This window comes from Micromonospora marincola (assembly GCF_056150385.1).
On the sequence record NZ_JAXCFT010000013.1, the window covers coordinates 103,615 to 121,912 of the forward strand.

The 18,298-nt window shown below is 72.1% G+C and carries 17 protein-coding genes; 13 read left to right on the forward strand and 4 right to left on the reverse strand.

All coding sequences use genetic code 11. The features are described 5' to 3' along the window. Positions 1 to 369 precede the first annotated feature (369 nt). The 3 genes from SM450_RS23500 to SM450_RS23510 all read left to right on the forward strand — a co-directional run bounded on the left by SM450_RS23500 (position 370) and on the right by SM450_RS23510 (position 1,989). Positions 370 to 1,023: an SAM-dependent methyltransferase gene (locus SM450_RS23500; protein ID WP_474621925.1), complete on the forward strand. Its 654-nt coding sequence runs from the start codon at positions 370 to 372 to the stop codon at positions 1,021 to 1,023. Between the two features lie 80 nt (positions 1,024 to 1,103). Beyond that, complete coding sequence (locus tag SM450_RS23505) at positions 1,104 to 1,718, forward strand: superoxide dismutase (RefSeq protein WP_474621926.1); 615 nt, start codon at positions 1,104 to 1,106, stop codon at positions 1,716 to 1,718. 4 nt (positions 1,719 to 1,722) lie between these two features. After that, positions 1,723 to 1,989 carry a superoxide dismutase gene (locus SM450_RS23510; RefSeq protein ID WP_474621927.1) on the forward strand — a complete coding sequence of 89 codons (267 nt, stop codon included), beginning with the start codon at positions 1,723 to 1,725 and terminating at the stop codon, positions 1,987 to 1,989. A 36-nt stretch (positions 1,990 to 2,025) separates the two neighbouring features. Here SM450_RS23510 and SM450_RS23515 read toward each other — a convergent pair whose 3' ends face one another. Then, on the reverse strand, positions 2,026 to 3,231 hold the full coding sequence (locus SM450_RS23515) for a sugar efflux transporter (protein ID WP_474621928.1): 1,206 nt from the start codon (positions 3,229 to 3,231) through the stop codon (positions 2,026 to 2,028). 114 nt (positions 3,232 to 3,345) lie between these two features. Then, positions 3,346 to 4,920, reverse strand: a complete 1,575-nt coding sequence (locus SM450_RS23520; RefSeq protein ID WP_474621929.1) for an FMN-binding glutamate synthase family protein — start codon at positions 4,918 to 4,920, stop codon at positions 3,346 to 3,348. A gap of 62 nt (positions 4,921 to 4,982) precedes the next feature. On the opposite strand from SM450_RS23520, the gene SM450_RS23525 reads away from it, so the two are divergent. From SM450_RS23525 to SM450_RS23540, 4 genes are all read left to right on the forward strand, one after another. After that, on the forward strand, positions 4,983 to 5,564 hold the full coding sequence (locus SM450_RS23525; protein WP_474621930.1) for an RNA polymerase sigma factor: 582 nt from the start codon (positions 4,983 to 4,985) through the stop codon (positions 5,562 to 5,564). Continuing rightward, a complete protein-coding gene (locus SM450_RS23530) occupies positions 5,557 to 6,282 on the forward strand; it encodes a hypothetical protein (protein WP_474621931.1) in 726 nt (241 codons plus the stop codon). The genes SM450_RS23525 and SM450_RS23530 overlap by 8 nt, the downstream gene beginning before the upstream one ends. A 69-nt stretch (positions 6,283 to 6,351) precedes the next feature. Next, positions 6,352 to 6,909 (forward strand): hypothetical protein, encoded by a 558-nt coding sequence (locus tag SM450_RS23535; RefSeq protein ID WP_474621932.1) that lies wholly within the window; start codon positions 6,352 to 6,354, stop codon positions 6,907 to 6,909. A 40-nt stretch (positions 6,910 to 6,949) separates the two neighbouring features. Continuing rightward, positions 6,950 to 7,510 carry a hypothetical protein gene (locus tag SM450_RS23540; protein WP_474621933.1) on the forward strand — a complete coding sequence of 187 codons (561 nt, stop codon included), beginning with the start codon at positions 6,950 to 6,952 and terminating at the stop codon, positions 7,508 to 7,510. 7 nt (positions 7,511 to 7,517) lie between these two features. Here the strand turns inward: SM450_RS23540 and SM450_RS23545 are convergent, their stop codons facing one another. After that, positions 7,518 to 8,711: an endo-1,4-beta-xylanase gene (locus SM450_RS23545; RefSeq protein ID WP_474621934.1), complete on the reverse strand. Its 1,194-nt coding sequence runs from the start codon at positions 8,709 to 8,711 to the stop codon at positions 7,518 to 7,520. 172 nt (positions 8,712 to 8,883) lie between these two features. Here SM450_RS23545 and SM450_RS23550 point away from each other — a divergent pair, with 172 nt between their 5' ends. Continuing rightward, entirely contained in the window at positions 8,884 to 10,377 is a 1,494-nt protein-coding gene (locus tag SM450_RS23550; protein ID WP_474621935.1) for an RICIN domain-containing protein, read from the forward strand. Positions 10,378 to 10,399: 22 nt separating this feature from the next. Here the strand turns inward: SM450_RS23550 and SM450_RS23555 are convergent, their stop codons facing one another. Next, the gene (locus SM450_RS23555) at positions 10,400 to 11,404 is read right to left on the reverse strand and encodes a LacI family DNA-binding transcriptional regulator (protein WP_474621936.1); all 1,005 of its coding nucleotides are present in this window, start codon (positions 11,402 to 11,404) and stop codon (positions 10,400 to 10,402) included. Positions 11,405 to 11,580: 176 nt separating this feature from the next. Between SM450_RS23555 and SM450_RS23560 the strand changes: the two genes are divergently transcribed. From SM450_RS23560 to SM450_RS23580, 5 genes are all read left to right on the forward strand, one after another. After that, complete coding sequence (locus SM450_RS23560) at positions 11,581 to 12,849, forward strand: extracellular solute-binding protein (RefSeq protein WP_474621937.1); 1,269 nt, start codon at positions 11,581 to 11,583, stop codon at positions 12,847 to 12,849. Beyond that, positions 12,846 to 13,844, forward strand: a complete 999-nt coding sequence (locus SM450_RS23565) for a carbohydrate ABC transporter permease (protein WP_474621938.1) — start codon at positions 12,846 to 12,848, stop codon at positions 13,842 to 13,844. Before SM450_RS23560 ends, SM450_RS23565 begins: the two co-directional genes overlap by 4 nt. A 1-nt stretch (position 13,845) precedes the next feature. After that, positions 13,846 to 14,706: a carbohydrate ABC transporter permease gene (locus SM450_RS23570; protein WP_474621939.1), complete on the forward strand. Its 861-nt coding sequence runs from the start codon at positions 13,846 to 13,848 to the stop codon at positions 14,704 to 14,706. Positions 14,707 to 14,734: 28 nt separating this feature from the next. Next, positions 14,735 to 17,014, forward strand: coding sequence for a beta-xylosidase/alpha-l-arabinosidase (locus tag SM450_RS23575; RefSeq protein WP_474621940.1), 2,280 nt, complete (start codon positions 14,735 to 14,737; stop codon positions 17,012 to 17,014). A 132-nt stretch (positions 17,015 to 17,146) separates the two neighbouring features. Beyond that, positions 17,147 to 18,253, forward strand: a complete 1,107-nt coding sequence (locus tag SM450_RS23580; protein ID WP_474621941.1) for a glycosyltransferase family 39 protein — start codon at positions 17,147 to 17,149, stop codon at positions 18,251 to 18,253. Positions 18,254 to 18,298: the final 45 nt, after the last annotated feature.

The following is an 18,298-nucleotide window of genomic DNA, read 5'->3' on the forward strand; positions in this document are numbered from 1 at the left end:
TAGACCCACGGTGGAACGCCGGGTGGCGGCGATGCTCCGGCCTGCCTCACCTTTCCGTCTGCGAGCGGGCAGCGCCATGTCGTAACCGCCGAACCCGGAGCGGGGACCGTTGTAGGAACCGCACAAAACTTTTTAGCCGAAACGCGGACGACGCCGGGCCCGAGCAGGCACGGCGTGGGAAATGTCTGCCCCCGCGCGCAGTGCGCTGATTCTGCCTAGGCTCGTAACCCCTCCTCACCCCTTCCGTGAATCCGCGCGCCTGTGGCGTGGGGGCTTGCTGGAATGGCAAGGATTCTTGCTGGGGGGTTGGGTCGGGTGGACGATGGCGGGGTCGGGCCGCTGGAGCGCCCGGGGCGAAGGAGGCAGGGCATGACCGGGCACCACCAGCAGCAGCAGAACCCGCCGGCGGACGCCGATCCCACCCGGTTCTGGGACGAGCGCTACGGGCAGTCGGACCGGATCTGGAGCGGCCAGGTGAACCCGGTGCTGGCCGAGGTGGCCGCCGACCTGCCGTCCGGCACCGTGCTCGACCTGGGCTGCGGTGAGGGCGGCGACGCGATCTGGCTTGCCACCCGCGGCTGGCGGGTGACCGCCGTGGACATCTCGACGGTCGCGCTGGAGCGGCTCGCGGTCGAGGCCGCGCGGGCCGGCGTGGCGGACCGGATCACCACCGCCCGGCACGACGTGATGCACGACTTCCCGGCCGGCCGCTTCGACCTGGTGTCGGCGCAGTTCTTCCAGTCCCCGCTACTCCTGCCCCGGGAGACGGTGCTGCCGCTGGCGGCCGGGGCGGTCGCGTCCGGCGGTCGGCTGCTCGTCGTCGAGCACGGCGCGCCGCCGCCGTGGTCCGGGCTCGACCCCGACGACCCGCGGTTCGCCAGCCCGGAGGAGATCCTGGCCGCGATGGCCCTCGACCCGGAGGGCTGGGAGACCGAGCGGCTGGGCGGGTTCCGCCGCATCGCCACCCACGACGGCCACACCGGGGAACTTGTCGATCACGTGGTGCTGGTCCGCCGCCGCTGACCGCCCGCCGAAGCGCGGTGCCGCCCCTTGTTGCACAATGTTGGCAACAACAATGATGTGGCAATAATGCGGAGGTCCGGATGGCCGTCTACACCCTGCCCGACATGCCCTACGACTACGGGGCGCTGGAGCCCGCCATGTCCGGCGAGATTCTGGAGCTGCACCACAGCAAGCACCACGCCGCGTACGTGAAGGGGGCCAACGACGGTCTCGCCCAGCTCGCCGAGGCGCGCGAGAAGGGCGACTTCGCGACGCTGGTCGGGCTGGAGAAGACGTTCGCGTTCAACCTGTCCGGGCACGTACTGCACTCGATCTTCTGGGGCAACCTGTCGCCGGACGGCGGCGACCGTCCGGACGGGGAGCTGGCGGCGGCGATCGACGAGCACTTCGGCTCGTTCGAGGCGTTCGCCGGTCAGCTCTCGGCGGCGACGAAGGGCGTGCAGGGCTCCGGCTGGGGCGTGTTGGCGTGGGAGCCGTTGGGCCGGCGGCTGATCGTCGAGCAGGTCTACGACCACCACGGCAACGTCGGCCAGGGCGCCACGCCGCTGCTGGTCTTCGACGCCTGGGAGCACGCCTACTACCTCCAGTACCGCAACGTGCGGCCGGACTATGTGGACCGCCTGTGGAACCTGGTCAACTGGTCCGACGTGATCGCCCGTTTCGACGCCGCCCGCGCCGCGACGCCGAAGACCTGATCCGGTGAGCGCGTCCACCCCGGCCGCCGCCGACCTGCTCCAACGCGCCGCCGGAGTGATCGCGGCCAAGCACCGTGGTGACCTGGTCGGCGCCGAGGAACTGCTCGCCGCCTTCCCGGGCGAGCAGGCCCGCACCCTCGGGTTCTACCTGCTGGCCGACCTGGCCCTCGGGCTGGTGCGGACAACCAGCGGGCAGAGCATGGACGACCTGGTCCGGGAGCTGTCCCTGCTGGTCGCGGCCACCGCAGGTGATCCGCCGGGAGCGGGCTGACGACGGTTCCCCGCGGGCGCCGCCCGCGGGGAACCGTCAGGCCGGCACGGGCGGCCGGGGCCGGGGCCGGGTCAATGCCAGGGCCAGCAGGCCGCCCGCGCACAACGCCGCGCTCATGCCGTACGCCCACCGGAAGCCGATCTGCGCGGAGAGCCCGAGCAGCGGACCGGCGAGCATGGCGCCGATCGGGAACGAGTTGGTGAACAGCGTGGTGGCCCGGCCGGGCTGGCCCGGCAGCAGGTTCTGCACGTAGGCGATGGCGACGCCGGAGACGGCGGCGATGAACAGCGCGTTGACCGGCTGCGCGAGCAGCAGGACCCCGACGCTCGAAGCCCCGGCGGCGATCAGGTAGTAGACGACGCCGCAACCCGCGCCGACCAGGATCAGCGCGCGCAGCCGGAACCGCGCGGTGAGCGCGCCCAGCCCCAGCATCAGCGGGATCTCCAGCGCCGCGCAGAGGCCCAGCACCAGACCCGCGTCCGCCGGGTCGCCGCGCAGGTCCCGGCCGATGAACAGCGGCAGCATCTGCACGCCGAGCGTCATCGGGCACTGCAACATGGTGAAGGTGACCACGGTCAGCGCCAGCCGCCACCGGGAGACGCCCGGCGGGAGACCGCCCCGATCGTCGGCGGCCGGCCGCGGCGGCAGGGGTAGCTCCTTCAGCCGGGCCACGACCACGAGCGCGGCCAGCGCGAACATCGCCGCGGCGGTGCCGTAGAGCAGCCGGAAGCCGCCGGTCGAGAGCAGCGCCGCGGCCAGCGGCGGCCCGGCGACCCAGGCCAGCGAGAAGACGGTACGCATCGCGCTGATGCCCATCGCGGCCCGCTCGGGACTGTCCCGGTCGAGGAGCTGGCGGGCGTAGGCGAACGACTGCGGGAACACCGAGTTGGCGAGCGCCATGACGGTCGCGGTCAGCGCCAGCAGGATCCAGTAGTCGCGGACGAACGCGATCAGGCCGGTGCCCACCAGCCCGGCCAGCGCCCCTCCGATGAGCAGTCTGCGGCGGATCGGCCACCGGTCCGACAGGCGGCCAACGAGCGAGGCGACCACCACACCGGACAGCGGCGCGACGACCAGGATCACGGTGACCCGCACCGGATCGGCCCGGACCTCGGTGTTGAGGAACAGCGACAGGAACGGCATGACCACGGCGAAGGACAAGCCGACGGTGAGGAAGAGCAGGGCCAACGGCAGCAGCCGGAAGCGGCCGGCGCGCACCGCCGGCTGGGTGTCGACAGCCATGCGGCGCACGCTACGCCGTCCACCCGCACACACCGAACCGGTTTCCCAGCCCCGCCGGACGTTAAGAGGGGCCCCCGCCTATACCGGAGGCGTTAAGCGGGGCCCCCTCCTTACTCAGCCGACGGCGGTGGGGGAGGGGGGCGCGCTGCTGCCGCGCGGTGCGGCGGGCGTCATCAGCGCGGCGATCTCCGCCTGATCGGCGGGGGAGGGCAGGCCCCACTCCGGGCGGTAGCCGTACACCTGGTCCAGCGGGGTGGAGGCGGTCCGGCCGTCGACGATCTCGACGGAGTCGGTGCCGATCAGGCCGGGATGCTCGACGCCGCACGCCTCGGCCACCTTGACCAGGTCGCGGCGCAGCGTACGGATGTAGTTGGCGGCCCGCACCGACTTGCGGGCCGGGTCGAGGCCCCGGGCCAGCCAGGTGTTCTGGGTCGCGACGCCGGTCGGGCAGGTGTCGGTGTGGCACTTCTGCGCCTGGATGCAGCCGATCGCCAGCATCGCCTCCCGGCCGACGTTGACCATGTCGGCGCCGAGCGCGAACGCGACCACCGCGTTGTCCGGCAGGCCGAGCTTGCCGGCGCCGACGAACACCACCTGCTCGTGCAGGCCGCGCTCGGCGAACGTCCGGTAGACGCGGGAGAAGCCCTGCTGGAACGGCAGCGACACCGAGTCGCTGAAGATCAGCGGGGCGGCGCCGGTGCCGCCCTCGCCGCCGTCCACGGTCACGAAGTCCACCCCGCGGCCGGTGTCCCGCATCAGCGTGGTCAGCTCCTCCCAGAAGCCCAGGTCGCCGACGGCGGACTTGATGCCGACCGGCAGGCCGGTCTCGGCGGCGAGCAGCTCCACCCAGTCCAGCAGGCTGTCGCAGTCGGAGAACTCGGCGTGCCGCGACGGGCTGACGCAGTCCTGACCCGCCGGGATGCCCCGGGTGGCGGCGATCTCGGCGGACACCTTGGCCGCCGGCAGCAGGCCGCCGAGGCTGGGCTTGGCGCCCTGACTGAGCTTGATCTCCAGTGCCCGCACCGGCGCGCCCGCGACCAGCTCCTTGAGCCGGTCCAGGCTGAACCGGCCGTGCTCGTCCCGGCAGCCGAAGTAGGCGGTGCCGAGCTGGAAGACCAGCTCACCGCCGTTGCGGTGATACGGCGACAGCCCGCCCTCGCCGGTGTTGTGCAGGCAGCCGGCGAGCGCGGCGCCCCGGTTCAACGCCTCGATCGCGTTGCCGGAGAGCGAACCGAAGCTCATCCCGGAGATGTTGACCACCGACTCCGGCCGGAACGCCCGCGCCCGCCCACGGGCCGCGCCCAGCACCTTGGCGCAGGGCAGCGCCACGTCGTGCCCGGCGGCCGGCGTCGACGGCGGCACGGCCCGCCCGAACGTGCGGTGCTTGACGATCGGGTAGCCGCGGGTGTGCTCGATGTCGTTGTCGGTGCCGAACCCGAAGTAGTTGTTCTCCTGCTTCGCCGAGGCGTACACCCAGCGCCGTTGGTCGCGGGTGAACGGCCGTTCCTCGTCGTTGCCGGCGACGATGTACTGGCGCAGCTCGGGCCCGATCGACTCGAGCAGGTAGCGGGCGCGGCCCAGGACGGGGAAGTTGCGCCGCAGCGCGTGGTCGCGTTGCAGCAGGTCCCGTGCGGCGAGCGCGGCGACGGCGGCGACGGCGGTGGGTACGGCTCTTCTGGCCCAGCTCATCCCGCCTCTCTTTCCGTCCCGGCCGCCGGTCAAACTCGGCGGGAACCCGGCCGGCGCGAGCGGTGTCAGGGAAGTGGACCGAGGCGGAGGTTGCCCTGGACGACGAGGAGATCGTCACCCGCGTACGCGCCGGTGACCGGGAGGCGTACGACCTCCTGGTCGCCCGGCACACCGCGCCCGCCTACCGGACGGCGGTGCTGCTCGGCGCCGGGCCGGACGCGGAGGACGTCACCCAGGAGGCGTTCGTCAAGGCGTACCGGAAGTTGTCCCGGTACCGGGGCGACGCGTCGTTCCGGTCCTGGCTGCTCGCGATCGTGGCCAACGAGACCCGGAACCTGCACCGGTCGCGCGGCCGGCGGGACGGGTTGGCCCTGCGGGCCGCGACCGCGGTCCCGGAGGCCGCCGGGGACGACGGCCTCGACGCGGTCCTGGCCGCCGAACGTCGGGCCGCGCTCGTGGCGGCGTTGCGCCGGCTGCCGGCGCGGGACCGCGAGGTGATCGCCTGCCGCTACCTGCTCGACCTCACCGAGGAGGAGACCGTGACCGTGCTGGGGTTGCCCCGGGGCACGGTGAAGTCGCGGACCCACCGCGCGCTGGCGAAGTTGCGCGTCCTGCTCGACCGCGAGGGGGCCCACCGTGGATGAGCTGGAACGGGAGTTGCGCGACCTGCCCGCCTGGTTGGAGCCGGCCGCGCCGCCGGACGTGACCGCCGCGGTCCGCGCCCGCCTCGCCGCGCCGCCGCCGCGCCGGTGGTGGCGGCGGTGGCGGTACTGGCTGGCCGCCGCGCTCGCCGCGCTGCTGGTGGCGGCGCTGCCGCCGGGCCGCGCCGCCCTCGCCGACGCGGTGGCCGGCCTGCTGCGGTTCTCCGGGGTCGTCATCGACACCTCGGCCACCCCGCCGCCGCCCGCCGGATCCCCGTCGCCGCTGCCGGGGCAGCGCCCGGTCGCCCTGGTCGAGGCGCAGCGGCAGGTCCGGTTCCCGATCCGGGTGCCGGTCCGCCTCGGCGCCCCCGAGCGGGCGCTTGTCGCCGATCCGGACGGCGCCGGCGCGCACCGGGTCGCCAGCCTGCTCTGGCGGGGCGGCGCGGTGCGCCTGGATGCCTTCGACGGCACGCTCGACATCACGTTCCACAAGGAGGCGGCCGGCGCGGACGTGACGTTCACGTCCGTGCGCGGCGACTTCGCGATCTGGGTCGGCGGCCCGCACGCGCTCGCGTACGTCGATCGCGGCGGCACGGTGCGGGTGGCCACCGCGCGGCTGTCCGCCGCGACGCTGATCTGGCAGGACGGTGGGGTGAGCTACCGGTTGGAGGGCGACCTCACCCGGGACGAGGCGTTGGACGTCGCGGGCTCGCTGGGGTGAGGTGGGAACCTGCCGGGCCCGGCAGGTGTCCCAGGTGACGGAGGTTCGTCGTCGATCCGGGGGTGCGCGATGTCGCGTTCGGTCAGGTTCCTACTGGTGTCGGTGCTCGTGCTGGCGGGCTGTGGGAGTGGCGGCCGGTCGGCGTCGCCGCCGGCCGGCGCCACCCGGGCCGCGCCCGCCCCGTCGACGCCCGCCCCGTCGACGCCCGCCCCGTCGACGCCCGCCCCGTCGACGGGATGCCACTCGGCGGTGGCGACCGGCCGGCTGCCGGACTGGGCGGACACCGGGTTCAGCGGTGACACCCGGATGCCGCACGTCCTCGGCGACCGGGGCGGGATCGTCGCGATCCTGTTCGGGCACCCGCTGACCGTCGGTCGGGGCGAGGGGCCCACCAACAAGATCCTCTGGGTGGGTCGTCCGGTGTCCGCCTCGCCCGACCCGGACACGCCGACCACGCTGGTGATCACCGCGACGCGGGACGGCGCCGGCACCCGGGTGGTCCGGGAGGTCGCCGGCGGCCCGGGGCCGTCCACCGTCGACCTGCCGGCGGCCGGCTGCTGGCACCTGCGGCTGGACTGGTCCGGCCGGTCCGACACGATGGACCTGACCTATCGGGCGGCGGGCTGAGGCGGGGCATGGCCGCGCCCGGTCCGGGTAACGCTCCGCCATGGCGAAGTACACCAGGCCCGAGCTGCGGGAGCGGCTCAAGGAGGAGATCCGGGCCTCCGACAAGGGCGGGCGGCCCGGGCAGTGGTCGGCCCGCAAGTCGCAACTGCTGACGAACGAGTACAAGAAGCAGGGCGGGGGCTTCGAGGGGCCGAAGGACGCACGGCAGCGCTCGTTGCAGCGTTGGGGCGGCGAGCGGTGGCAGACCCGCTCCGGTGACACGCGTGCGCGGCACGACGGCGAAACCGAGCGTTACCTGCCGAAACAGGCATGGGAGGAGATGTCGGAGTCCGAGCGGCGGGCCACCGACACCCGCAAGCGTCGCGCCTCGCGCTCCGGCCGGCAGTACGTGTCGAACACCGGCCCGGCGAAGCGGGCGCGCCGGGACGCGACCGCCGCTGAGCGGGTGAACGAGCTGCCGGTGGCCGAGGGGGTCAAGCTGGTGCGGGGGCTCGACAAGCGCCAGCTCGACGCGGCGCTGCGCCGGGAACGCGGCGGCAAGGCCCGCCGCACGCTGATCCGGCGGCTGGAGTCGGAACTCGGTCGCCGCCGGTCAGCGTGAGCACGGACTACCGGCGCGGCTGCTGCGGTACGCGGGGCAGCACGAACGGCGGCCCGGAGTAGATCAGGTCGGCCTTCAACTCCTGGTACGACCGCTTCGGCTGGTAGTTCTCGTCGTACACGGTGGCCAGCCCCTCCGGCGGGTCGGAGAACGCGCCAGGCACCCAGGAGTGCTTGTCGGTGAAGCCCCAGAGCGTGAACGACAGGCAGTGCCGTTCGGCCAGGCAGGCCCGCAGCAGCGTGCTGAAGTTGGCCGCGGACGCCTGGAGGCGCGGGTTGATCTCGGCGGAGTCACCGGCCTGGACCGCGTCGGTCATCTGGCTGCGCACGTCGACCTCGGTGAACGCGGTCGCCAGTCCCAGGCCGGCGAACTTCCGCAGCGCGGCGACGACCTGGAGGGTGTCGTAGTTGCCGTACTGGGTGCCCAGGTGGCCCTGGCTGCCGACGCCGTCGATCGGGACGCCCCGGGCCCGCAGGTCCCGCGCCATCTCGTAGACGAACTGCGTCTTGTCGTCGGCCGGGTTGCCGGAGCCGAAGGCCTCGATGTTGTAGTCGTTGTAGAACAGCAGCGCCTTCGGGTCGGCGGCGCGGGCCCAGCGGAACGCGTCCGCGACGTAACCGGGGCCGAGGTGCTCGGCCCAGAAACCCTTGTAGTGCAGGGTGGACGGGGTGTCCCAGGGGTCGCTCACCGCCTCGTTCACCACGTCCCACTGCCAGATCTGGCCCTTGAAGTGGCGGACCACGGCGGTGATGTGGTCGCGCAGGATCCGGCGCAGCTCGGCGGTGTCGATCGAGCCGTCCGCGACGCCGCTGGTCAGCCACGTGGGCAGTTGGTTGTGCCATACCAGCACGTGGCCGCGGACCCGCTGGTGGTGCTGGCGGGCGAAGGCGACAAGTTCGTCGGCCGGACCCCAGTTGTAGGTGCCCCGGGTGGGTTCGAGGCTCTCCCACTTCATCACGTTCTCGGCGGTGACGGTGGAGAACTCGGACCCGGCGATCTCGCGGTAGCGCGGCTCGGCGGCGTTGTCGAGGGTGGTCATGTCGACCGCGGTGCCCACGTACAGGCCGTGTCGTTTGGCGAGGTCGCGCAGGCTCTGCGCGGTCGGGTCGGACGGCTTGCCGGCGGTGGCGGGGGCGACGTTCAGGGCGGCGGCGGTCGCGACGGCGACGACGCCGGCGGCGATCCAGCGGCTCGGCTTCATGGGTTCCTTCCGGTAAGCATGGCGAAACTTCCGGGAACATTTCCGAAACTCGACCGGAACGCTACGACGATCGATGCAGCTCCGTCAATCATCCGGGTGCCCCACGCTGCCTTGACATGCGGAGTTGTTAACGCAAACATAGATAACTGTCTGTCTAGGGGAGGTCTTTCACGTGGATGAGTCGGGGCGCGTCCGGTCGGCATGCCGGTTGCTGATCGCGCTTGTGGCCGCGGTGACCGCGCTTGTGGGCGTCGTCGTGGTCGAGTCGTCGCCGGCTGCCGCCGCCACCGACGGGTTCCGGGGCATGAACTGGGCCGTGCTCGGTGACAACTTCAGCACCGGCCCCCTCGTGGTGCAGGGCCTCAGCTCGTCCGACAGCAACGCGACGGTGCGGGCGAAGGCCAACGCCCTCTACGACGACATGGCCGCCACCATGGGGGTCAACACCGTCCGGCTACCCATCAACACGCACACGGTGGGGACGGCGTGGTGGGAGGCGTACCGGGGCGCCATCGACGCCGCCACCGCCCGCGGGTTCAAGGTGATCCTGGCCTACTGGGAGGACGGCGCCGCCTCCGGCGGCCGGATCACGAACCTCGCCGCGTGGAACGCGATGTGGTCCACGGTGACCAACACGTACGGCGCGAACCCCAACGTCTACTTCGAGCCGATGAACGAGCCGCACGGCTACAGCTCGGCGGAGTGGCGCAACGTCGCGGCCGACTGGCTCAGCTACCACTACTCGGCGGTGCCCGGCCGGGTGCTCATCGGCGGCACCGGGTTCAGCCAGGACCTGCGGGACATCTGCAACGACACCCGCTTCAACGCGACGTTGCTCTCGTTCCACTACTACGCCTTCTTCTACGGCGAGATGACCTACGACGCCTTCCGGAGCCACATCCAGACCCGCCTCGGCAACTGCGCCTCCCGCGCGGTCGCCACCGAGTTCGGCGCGCCGATGAACGACGGCCGCAACTACGCCGACGCGGGCAGCGCCGACAACTTCGTGCGGTACATCCGCGCCATGGCCCAGGTCATGCGCGACAACCGGATGGGCGGCACCTACTGGCCCGCGCTCGGCGGCAAGCCCGGCACCATCGGCTACGACTGGTACTCGATGTACGCGCTCAGCGGCGGCGGCACCGACCTGAACCTGACCGTCCGCAACGCCTCCGGCGCCGACCGGATCCGCTACGGGTGGGGTGACACCGTCGGCGGTGGCCCCACGACGCCGCCGCCGACGACCGGAACGTTCTACCGGGTCACCGTGCGTCACAGCGGCAAGGCGATGGACGTCCAGTCGCCGAACACCGACAACGGCGCCCGGGTCGGCCAGTACACGTACAACGGCAACACGTGGCAGCAGTGGCAGTTCCAGGACGCCGGCAGCGGCTGGTGGCGCCTCGTCAGCCGCAACAGCGGGAAGTGCCTCGACGTGGTGGGCGCGTCCACCGCCGACGGCGCCGAACTCATCCAGTACACCTGCGGCAGTGGCGCCAACCAGCAGTTCCAGATGGTCGCCAACGGCACCTGGTTCCAGCTCCGGGCGCGCCACAGCGGCAAGTGCGTGGACGTGCCGGCCGCGTCGACCGCGGACGGCGTGGTGCTCAAGCAGTATGCGTGCAACACCGGCGCCAACCAGCAGTGGTCGCGCGCCGCCGTCTGACGCCGGTTGCGTCTGACGCCGGCTAGTCGAGCGGCCGGCAGGAGGCCCGCACCACCAGCTCGGTGGGCAGCCGGATGTGCGCGTCGCGGTCGACGCCGGCGACCAGGTCGATCAGCAGGCGCAGCGCCTCGGCGCCCATGCGTTGCAGTGGTTGCCGGATCGTGGTCAGCGGTGGGTTGACGAGCGCCGACTCCGGGACGTTGTCGAAGCCGATCACCGACAGCTCGTCCGGCACCGGGATGCCCATGGTGCGGGCGACGTCGAGCGTGGAGATCGCCGACAGGTCGTTTCCGGCGAAGATGGCGGTCGGCCGGTCGGGGAGCGCGAGCAGTTCCGCCGCCGTGTCGGCGGCGCCCTCGATGCGGAAGCCGCCGACGCGCACGAGTCGTTCGTCGACCGCGATGCCCGCGTCGGCCATGGCCTGCCGGAAGCCCGCCTCCCGCAGGCGGGCCGACTCCAGGTCGGGTCGACCGCTGATGTGCCCGATCCGGCGGTGGCCGAGGGAGAGCAGGTAGTTGGTCGCGAGCACGGCGCCGGCGAAGTTGTCCGAGTCGACTGTCGGCAGGCCGGACGGACCGGTGTGCGGGTCGACGGCCACCACGTGGAAGCCGTGCTTGGTCTCGACCACGGTCGGCGTCACGATCACGGCGCCGTCGATGAGCGTCCCGGACAGCCGGGCCAGGGACCGCCGTTCCCAGCCGACGGCGGCGCCCTGGCCGTCGCCGCTGGAGTAGGCAAGCAGTTGGTAGCCGCTGCCGGCGACCTGCTTGGAGGCGCCCTTCAGCAACTCGGTCGAGAACGGCTCGAACTCCGCGACCAGGATCCCCAGGACGTTCGTGCGATGGCTGCGGAGGCTCTGCGCCCCCAGGTCGGCTTCGTATCCGAGTTCGTGGATGACCTGTTGCACCCGCTCGACGGTGGCCTGGGCGACGCCGTAACGGCCATTGACAACCTTCGACACCGTCGCCACCGAGACGCCGGCGGTACGTGCCACGTCGGACATCTTGACGCGCTGCGGGTAGGCCACGCCGACGATGATAGAGGGCGTCAGGGCGCGTGTGCGGACGGTGTCGAAAACGTTATCGATACCGATTGACTTCGAGTTACGCGGCTGTAACACTCCCCGACAGATAACCCGACTGTGGTCGAGGAGACATCTCTATGGTGATGAAACGCCGTGCCGGTGCTGTCCTGGCATTGTTGATGACCACCGCTCTCGTCGCCGCCGGATGCGGCGGCGGTGGCGATGACGAGGCGGACAAGGGTGGCGAGCTCTACAAGGACCCGGTGACGCTCACCTGGTGGCACAACGCCTCCCAGGACGGCCCGGGCAAGACCTACTGGGAGAAGGTCGCCAAGGACTTCTCCACCGCCCACCCGACCGTCAAGATCGAGATCGAGGCGATCGAGACCAACCAACTCCAGCGCACCCGGCTCCCCGCCGCGCTGCTGAGCAACGACCCGCCGGACATCTTCCAGGCATGGGGCGGCGGCGAGATGCGCGAGCAGGTCGAGGCCGACTACCTCAAGGACGTGACCGACCAGGTCAAGACCGAGGTCGCCAACATCGGCAGCGCGTCGGAGATCTGGCAGGTGAACGGCAAGCAGTACGGACTGCCGTTCCGGATGGGCATCGAAGGCGTCTGGTACAACAAGGACATGTTCGCCCAGGCGGGCATCAGCGCGCCACCGACCACCTTCGACGAGCTGAACGAGGCGGTCACCAAGCTCAAGGCCATCAACGTCATCCCGATCGCCCTGGGCGCGGGCGACAAGTGGCCGGCCGCACACTGGTGGTACAACTTCGCGCTGCGCGCCTGCTCGGTCGACACGCTGAAGAAGGCGTCCACCGACCGCAACTTCGACGACCCGTGCTTCGTGAAGGCCGGCCAGGACCTGAAGACCTTCATCGGCACCAAGCCGTTCCAGAACAACTTCATCGCCACGCCGGGTCAGAACGACCCGACAAGCGCCAACGGCCTGCTCGCCAACGGCAAGGCCGCGATGGAGCTGATGGGCGACTGGAACCGGGGCACGCTCGACACCGTCGCCACGGACAAGGAGAAGCTGGCCAAGTTCCTCGGCTGGTTCCCGGTGCCGGCGATCTCCGGTTCGGCGGGTGACCCGAAGGCGGCCCTCGGCGGCGGCGACGGTTTCTCCTGCGCCAAGAACGCTCCGGCGGAGTGTGTCGAGTTCCTCAAGTACCTGGTCAGTGACGAGGTGCAGAAGGGCTACGCGGCGACCGGCACCGGCCTGCCGGTGGTCAAGGGTGCGGCGGACGGCGTGAGCGACCCCGCTCTGAAGTCGATCCTGACCGCCACGTCCGAGGCCACCTACGTGCAGCTCTGGCTGGACACCGCCTTCGGCAGCACGGTCGGCAACGCGATGAACGACGCCATCGTCGCCATCTTCGCCGGCAACGGCACGCCGGAGAAGGTCGTCGACGCCATGAAGGCGGCCGCGAGCAAGTGACCTCCACCGACCAGACCCGGTTCCCCGCCGGCGGCGTCTCCACGCCGCCGGCGGGCCTCCGGTCCGCCGCACGCCCGTCCAACCGCCGGGCGCAGACCCGGCGCAAGTGGTACGAGATCATCGGGCTGACCACGCCGGCGCTCATCATCTACGTGATGTTCGTGCTGGTCCCCATCGGCTTCGCGTTCTACTACAGCCTCTTCCGCTGGCGCGGGGTGGGACCACCCACCGAGTTCATCGGCTTCAAGAACTACACCCTCGCCTTCCAGGACCCGATCTTCCTCGACGCGCTGCGCAACAACGCCCTCGTGGTGTTCGGCTCGCTGCTGATCCAGGGGCCGATCGCGCTCGGCGTCGCGCTGCTGCTCAACCGCCGCTTCCGCGGGCGCTCCGCGTTCCGCCTGCTGGCCTTCGTGCCCTACGTGCTCGCCGAGGTCACCGTCGGCATCATGTGGAAGCTGATCCTCACCGGCGACGGCACCGTCGACGTGCTGCTGCGGTCGGTGGGCCTGGGCGGTTTCGTGCAGGCGTGGCTCGCCGACCTCGACGTGGTCATCTGGACGCTGCTCGCCGTCCTCACCTGGAAGTACGTCGGCTTCGCCATCATCCTCCTGCTCGCCGGCCTGTCGAACGTGCCGGACGAGCTGACCGAGGCCGCCGCGATCGACGGCGCGAGCTGGTGGCAGATCCAGCGTCACATCACCCTGCCGCTGCTCGGCCCGACGATCCGGATCTGGATGTTCCTGTCCATGATCGGCTCGTTGCAGGTCTTCGACGTGGTCTGGGTGACCTCCGTGCCCGCGGTCCGGTCCCTCGGCGCGTCCGCCACCATGGCGACGTACATGGTGGACAACGGGTTCTTCGCCCGGCTCTGGGGCTACGGCAACGCGATTGCCGTGATCCTGTTCGTCATCTCCTTCGTCGCGGCGCTGCTGTTCCAGCGGTTCCTGCTCCGCCGGGACATCGAGGGCGCCATCACGAGAAGGGCGAACTGACGTGACCGCGAACACCGCGCTCTCCCGGCCCGCCGGCCGCCGTCCGCTGTCCTGGGGCACGCCGCTGACGTACGCGCTCGCGCTCGCCGTCGCGGCCGTGTCGATCGCGCCGATCGTCTACGTCATCGTCGGCGGTTTCCGCACCACGCCGCAGATCGTGGCGGACCCGGCCGGCCTGCCCGACCCGTGGGTCTGGGAGAACTACTCCCGGGTGCTCACCCAGAGCGACTTCTGGCGGCAGGCGTTCAACAGCGCGGTGATCGCGCTGGGCACCACGCTCGGTGTGGTGGTGCTCGGCCTCTGCGCCGCGTTCGTGATCGCCCGTTACACCTTCCGTGGCCGGGAGGCGTTGCACACCTTCTTCACGCTCGGCCTGCTCTTTCCGGCCGGCGCGGCCATCCTGCCGCTCTACCTGATGCTGCGGGACCTGAACCTGATCAACTCCTACTACGCGGTGATCCTGCCGCAGGTCGCGTTCTCGCTGCCGATCACGATCGTCATCCTGCGGCCGTTCCTGTCCGCCATCCCGCGGGAGTTGGAGGACGCCGCCGCGATCGACGGCGCGGACCGGCTCGGCTTCCTCTGGCGGATCGTGCTGCCGCTGTCCCGACCGGCGCTCGTCACCGTCGGGATCCTCGCGTTCGTGGCGAGCTGGAACGCGTTCCTGCTGCCGTTGCTGGTCCTCGGCGACGTCAGTCTGCACACCCTGCCGCTGGGCGTGCAGAACTTCTCCAGCCAGTACACCACCGACACCGCGGGCGTTCTCGCCTTCACCTCGCTGGCGATGCTGCCGGCGCTGCTCTTCTTCACGCTCGCCGAGAAGCAGATCGTCGGCGGTCTCCAGGGCGCGGTCAAGGGCTGAGCGGCATCAACACAGCGAAAGGCACACCATGACAGAGGTCCACGCGGCGGTGGACGGGCCGGCCGGTGAGGCGCGGGTCCGGGAGTTGCTCGGGCGGATGACGATCGAGGAGAAGCTCGCGCAGCTCGTCGGGTTCTGGGAGAAGGAGGACGGCGAGGCGGTCGCGCCCCTACAGGGCGAGTTCGCCGCCGTCACCCGGCTCGAGGAGTTCTCCCGGCACGGGCTTGGTCATCTCACCCGCGTCTACGGCACCCGTCCGGTCGACGCCGCCGACCGCGCGGCCTGGCTGTGGAAGTTCCAGCGGGAACTGGTGGCCGGCACCCGGCTGGGCATTCCGGCGATCGTCCACGAGGAGTGCCTCACCGGCCTGTCGGCGTGGAAGGCGGCGACGTTTCCCACGCCGCTGGCCTGGGGCGCCGCGTTCGACCCGGATCTCGTCACCGAGATGGCCGCGGCCATCGGGGCGTCGATGCGGGCCCTGGGCATCCATCAGGGACTCTCGCCGGTGCTTGACGTGATCCGGGACCCGCGCTGGGGGCGGGTCGACGAGTGCATCGGCGAGGACCCCTACCTGGTCGGCACCATCGGCACGTCGTACGTGCGGGGGTTGCAGTCGCAGGGAGTGCACGCCACGTTGAAGCACTTCGTCGGCTACTCCGCGTCGCGCGCCGGGCGTAACTTCGCCCCGGTGCACGCCGGCCCCCGGGAACTCGCCGACGTGCTGTTGCCGCCGTTCGAGATGGCGATCCTCGACGGTGACGCGCGCAGCGTCATGCACTCCTACGCCGAGATCGACGGCGTGCCGGTGGCCGCCGACCCGGCGATGCTCACAGGCGTGCTGCGGGACCGGTGGGGCTTCGACGGCACGGTGGTGGCCGACTACTACGGGGTTGCCTTCCTGAACCTGCTGCACCACGTCGCGGCCGACCACGCGCAGGCCGCGGGCCAGGCGCTGGCCGCCGGCGTCGACATCGAGCTGCCGACCGGCGACGCCTACCTGACGCTGCGGGAGTCGGTGCGGACCGGCGCGGTCGACGAGGCGCTCGTCGACCGGGCGGTGTTGCGGGTGCTGCGGCAGAAGCGGGACCTCGGGCTGCTCGACGCCACGTTCACCGACGAGGCGCCCGAGTCGATCGACCTCGACGCGCCGGAGCACCGGTCGATCGCCCGCCGTCTCGCCGAGGAGTCGGTCGTCCTGGTCGCCAACCAGGGCGTCCTCCCGCTGCCCGCGGGCCGGCGGGTGGCGGTCGTCGGCCCGAACGCGGACCGGCAGGGCGCGCTCTTCGGGTGTTACTCCTTCCTCAACCACGTGCTCGTCCAGCATGCCGGCGTGGAGACCGGCTTCGAGGTGCCGACCGTCCTCGACGCGATGCGCGGCGAGTTCGGCGCCGACCTCGTCACCTGGGCCGGCGGCTGCGACGTGGACAGCGACGACAGGTCCGGTTTCGACGAGGCGGTCGCCACCGCGTCCGCCGCCGACGTCGCCGTCCTGGTCGTCGGTGACCATGCCGGCCTCTTCGGGCGCGGCACGGTCGGGGAGGGCTGCGACCGGGACGACCTGGAGCTGCCCGGCGTCCAGCGGGAGCTGGTCGAGGCGGTCCTGGCGACCGGGACCCCGGTGGTCCTGGTGTTGCTCACCGGCCGGCCGTACGTGGTCGGCTGGGCGCTGGCCCGCTGCGCGGCAGTGGTGCAGGCGTTCTTCCCGGGGGAGGAGGGCGCCGGCGCGATCGCGGCAGTGCTCTCCGGGCGGGTCAACCCGTCGGGCCGGCTGCCGGTCAGCCTGCCCGGTTCCACCGGGGCGCAGCCATATTCCTACCTGCATCCGGAGCTGGGCCAGGGCAACGAGGTCACCAACCTGCCGGCGACGCCCGCGGCGCCGTTCGGCCACGGCCTGTCGTACACGACGTTCGTGCGCTCCGACCTCACCGTGCCGGCCACCGTGCCGACCGACGGGGCGCTGCGCGCGACCGTGCGGGTGACGAACGCCGGGGCGGTGACCGGCGACGACGTGGTGCAGCTCTACGGCCGCGACGTGGTGGCCTCGGTGACCCGGCCGGTGGCGCAGTTGCTCGGCTACCGCCGGGTGCGCCTGGAGCCGGGGCAGTCGGTGACTGTCGAGTTGACGGTGCCCACCACCCGCCTGGCCTTCTCCGATCGCACGCTCACCCGGGTGGTGGAGCCCGGTGACGTCGAGGTGTGGGTCGGCACCAGCGCCCGCCGGGACACGCAGGCGTCGACCACGCTTGTCGGGGACGTCGTCGAGGTCACCACCGCGTCCCCACGCTGGACGACCACGAAGCTGGGCTGACGCCCGTCCGCCGGCCGTCTCGGGGCGGCCGGCGGACGGGCTTTTTATACGCATATTGGGGTTATGTCGGCTTTGACTCCGTAGGCTCCGTGGTGTCATCCGGCGCCGGCCTCAGGGGATGCGTGAGTCAACGTGAACGACGCGGACACCATGGTCCTGCCCCGGCTCGGGCCGGCCGAGATCGGTGTCGAGGACCCGTGGGGTGAGGACGGGCCGGCCCGCCCGCGCCGGGCCGCCGCGCGCGTCGCGGCCGGGGCCACCCGGCGGCGGATCGCCGCGTGGCTGCTGCCGGCGCTGCTGATGGGCGGCCTCGGCGGCGCCGGGCTCGGGACTCCGGGGCTGCGGACCGGGGAGGTGGTGACCTGGCGCGCCGCCACGTCACCGTGGCCCGACGCGCTGGGCGGCGGTCCGGTCGCGCTCGTGCCGTACCACCTGCTGATGCGGGGGTGGGCGGAGCTGTTCGGCGCCGCCGGCCCCACCCTGCGCGTACCCTCCCTGCTGGCGATGATCGGGGCCGCGGCGCTCGTCGGGGCGCTTGCCACCCGGATGTTCGCGCCCGGCACGGGCGTGCTCGCGGGCGTGCTCTTCGCGGCGCTGCCCGTCTCGGCCCGGTCCGCGCGGGAGGCCCAGCCGTACGCCCTGGCGCTGTTCGCGGCCGTGCTCGCCACCTGGCTGCTGCTGCCGGTCCTGGACCGGCCGCACGCGCGCCGCTGCGCCGCCTACGCCGGCGCGGTGGTCCTGCTCGGCCTGTGCCAGCCCGGCGCGCTGCTGCTGCTCGCCGGCCACGGCTGGGTGGTCCTCGCCTTCCGCCGCCGCGCCGCCGGTCGGTGGCTGGTCGCCGCGGCGCCGGGGGTGCTCGCGGTCGCCGTGCTGATCGGGTCCGGCGTGCGCGCCGAGGGGTTGCTCCCACCTGGCGTCCGGGCCGATCCGGCCGCTCTGGCGGCGACGCCACGGGAGTTGTTCGGCGCCGCCGCGCTCGGCGCGATGCTTGCCGGCCTGGCCCTGTTCAGCCTTCCCCTCCGGTACGCCGCCGCGGTCTGCACCGCGTGGGCGCTGGTGCCGGCGCTCGGCCTGCTCGTCGCCGCCGGGGCCGCCCCGGTCTGGTCGCCGGCCGCGCTGCTCTTCACGGTGCCGGCCTGGGCGGTGCTCGGCGCGGTCGCCCTGTCCCGGGCGCGCCCCGGGTGGGCCGCCGCCTGGTGGCCGAACGACCCGGATACGCCTGATCGCCCACTTCGGTGATGATTGCCGGCTTAGCATCGGTCGGGGTTCCGGGCGAGCCCGATG

Bases quoted from the DNA above. Each gene is read 5' to 3' on its own strand.
- SM450_RS23500 (WP_474621925.1), top strand. From the start codon at position 370: ATGACCGGGCACCACCAGCAGCAGCAGAACCCGCCGGCGGACGCCGAT.
- SM450_RS23505 (WP_474621926.1), top strand. From the start codon at position 1,104: ATGGCCGTCTACACCCTGCCCGACATGCCCTACGACTACGGGGCGCTG.
- SM450_RS23515 (WP_474621928.1), bottom strand. From the start codon at position 3,231: ATGGCTGTCGACACCCAGCCGGCGGTGCGCGCCGGCCGCTTCCGGCTG.
- SM450_RS23520 (WP_474621929.1), bottom strand. From the start codon at position 4,920: ATGAGCTGGGCCAGAAGAGCCGTACCCACCGCCGTCGCCGCCGTCGCC.
- SM450_RS23535 (WP_474621932.1), top strand. From the start codon at position 6,352: ATGTCGCGTTCGGTCAGGTTCCTACTGGTGTCGGTGCTCGTGCTGGCG.
- SM450_RS23540 (WP_474621933.1), top strand. From the start codon at position 6,950: ATGGCGAAGTACACCAGGCCCGAGCTGCGGGAGCGGCTCAAGGAGGAG.
- SM450_RS23545 (WP_474621934.1), bottom strand. From the start codon at position 8,711: ATGAAGCCGAGCCGCTGGATCGCCGCCGGCGTCGTCGCCGTCGCGACC.
- SM450_RS23560 (WP_474621937.1), top strand. From the start codon at position 11,581: ATGACCACCGCTCTCGTCGCCGCCGGATGCGGCGGCGGTGGCGATGAC.
- SM450_RS23575 (WP_474621940.1), top strand. From the start codon at position 14,735: ATGACAGAGGTCCACGCGGCGGTGGACGGGCCGGCCGGTGAGGCGCGG.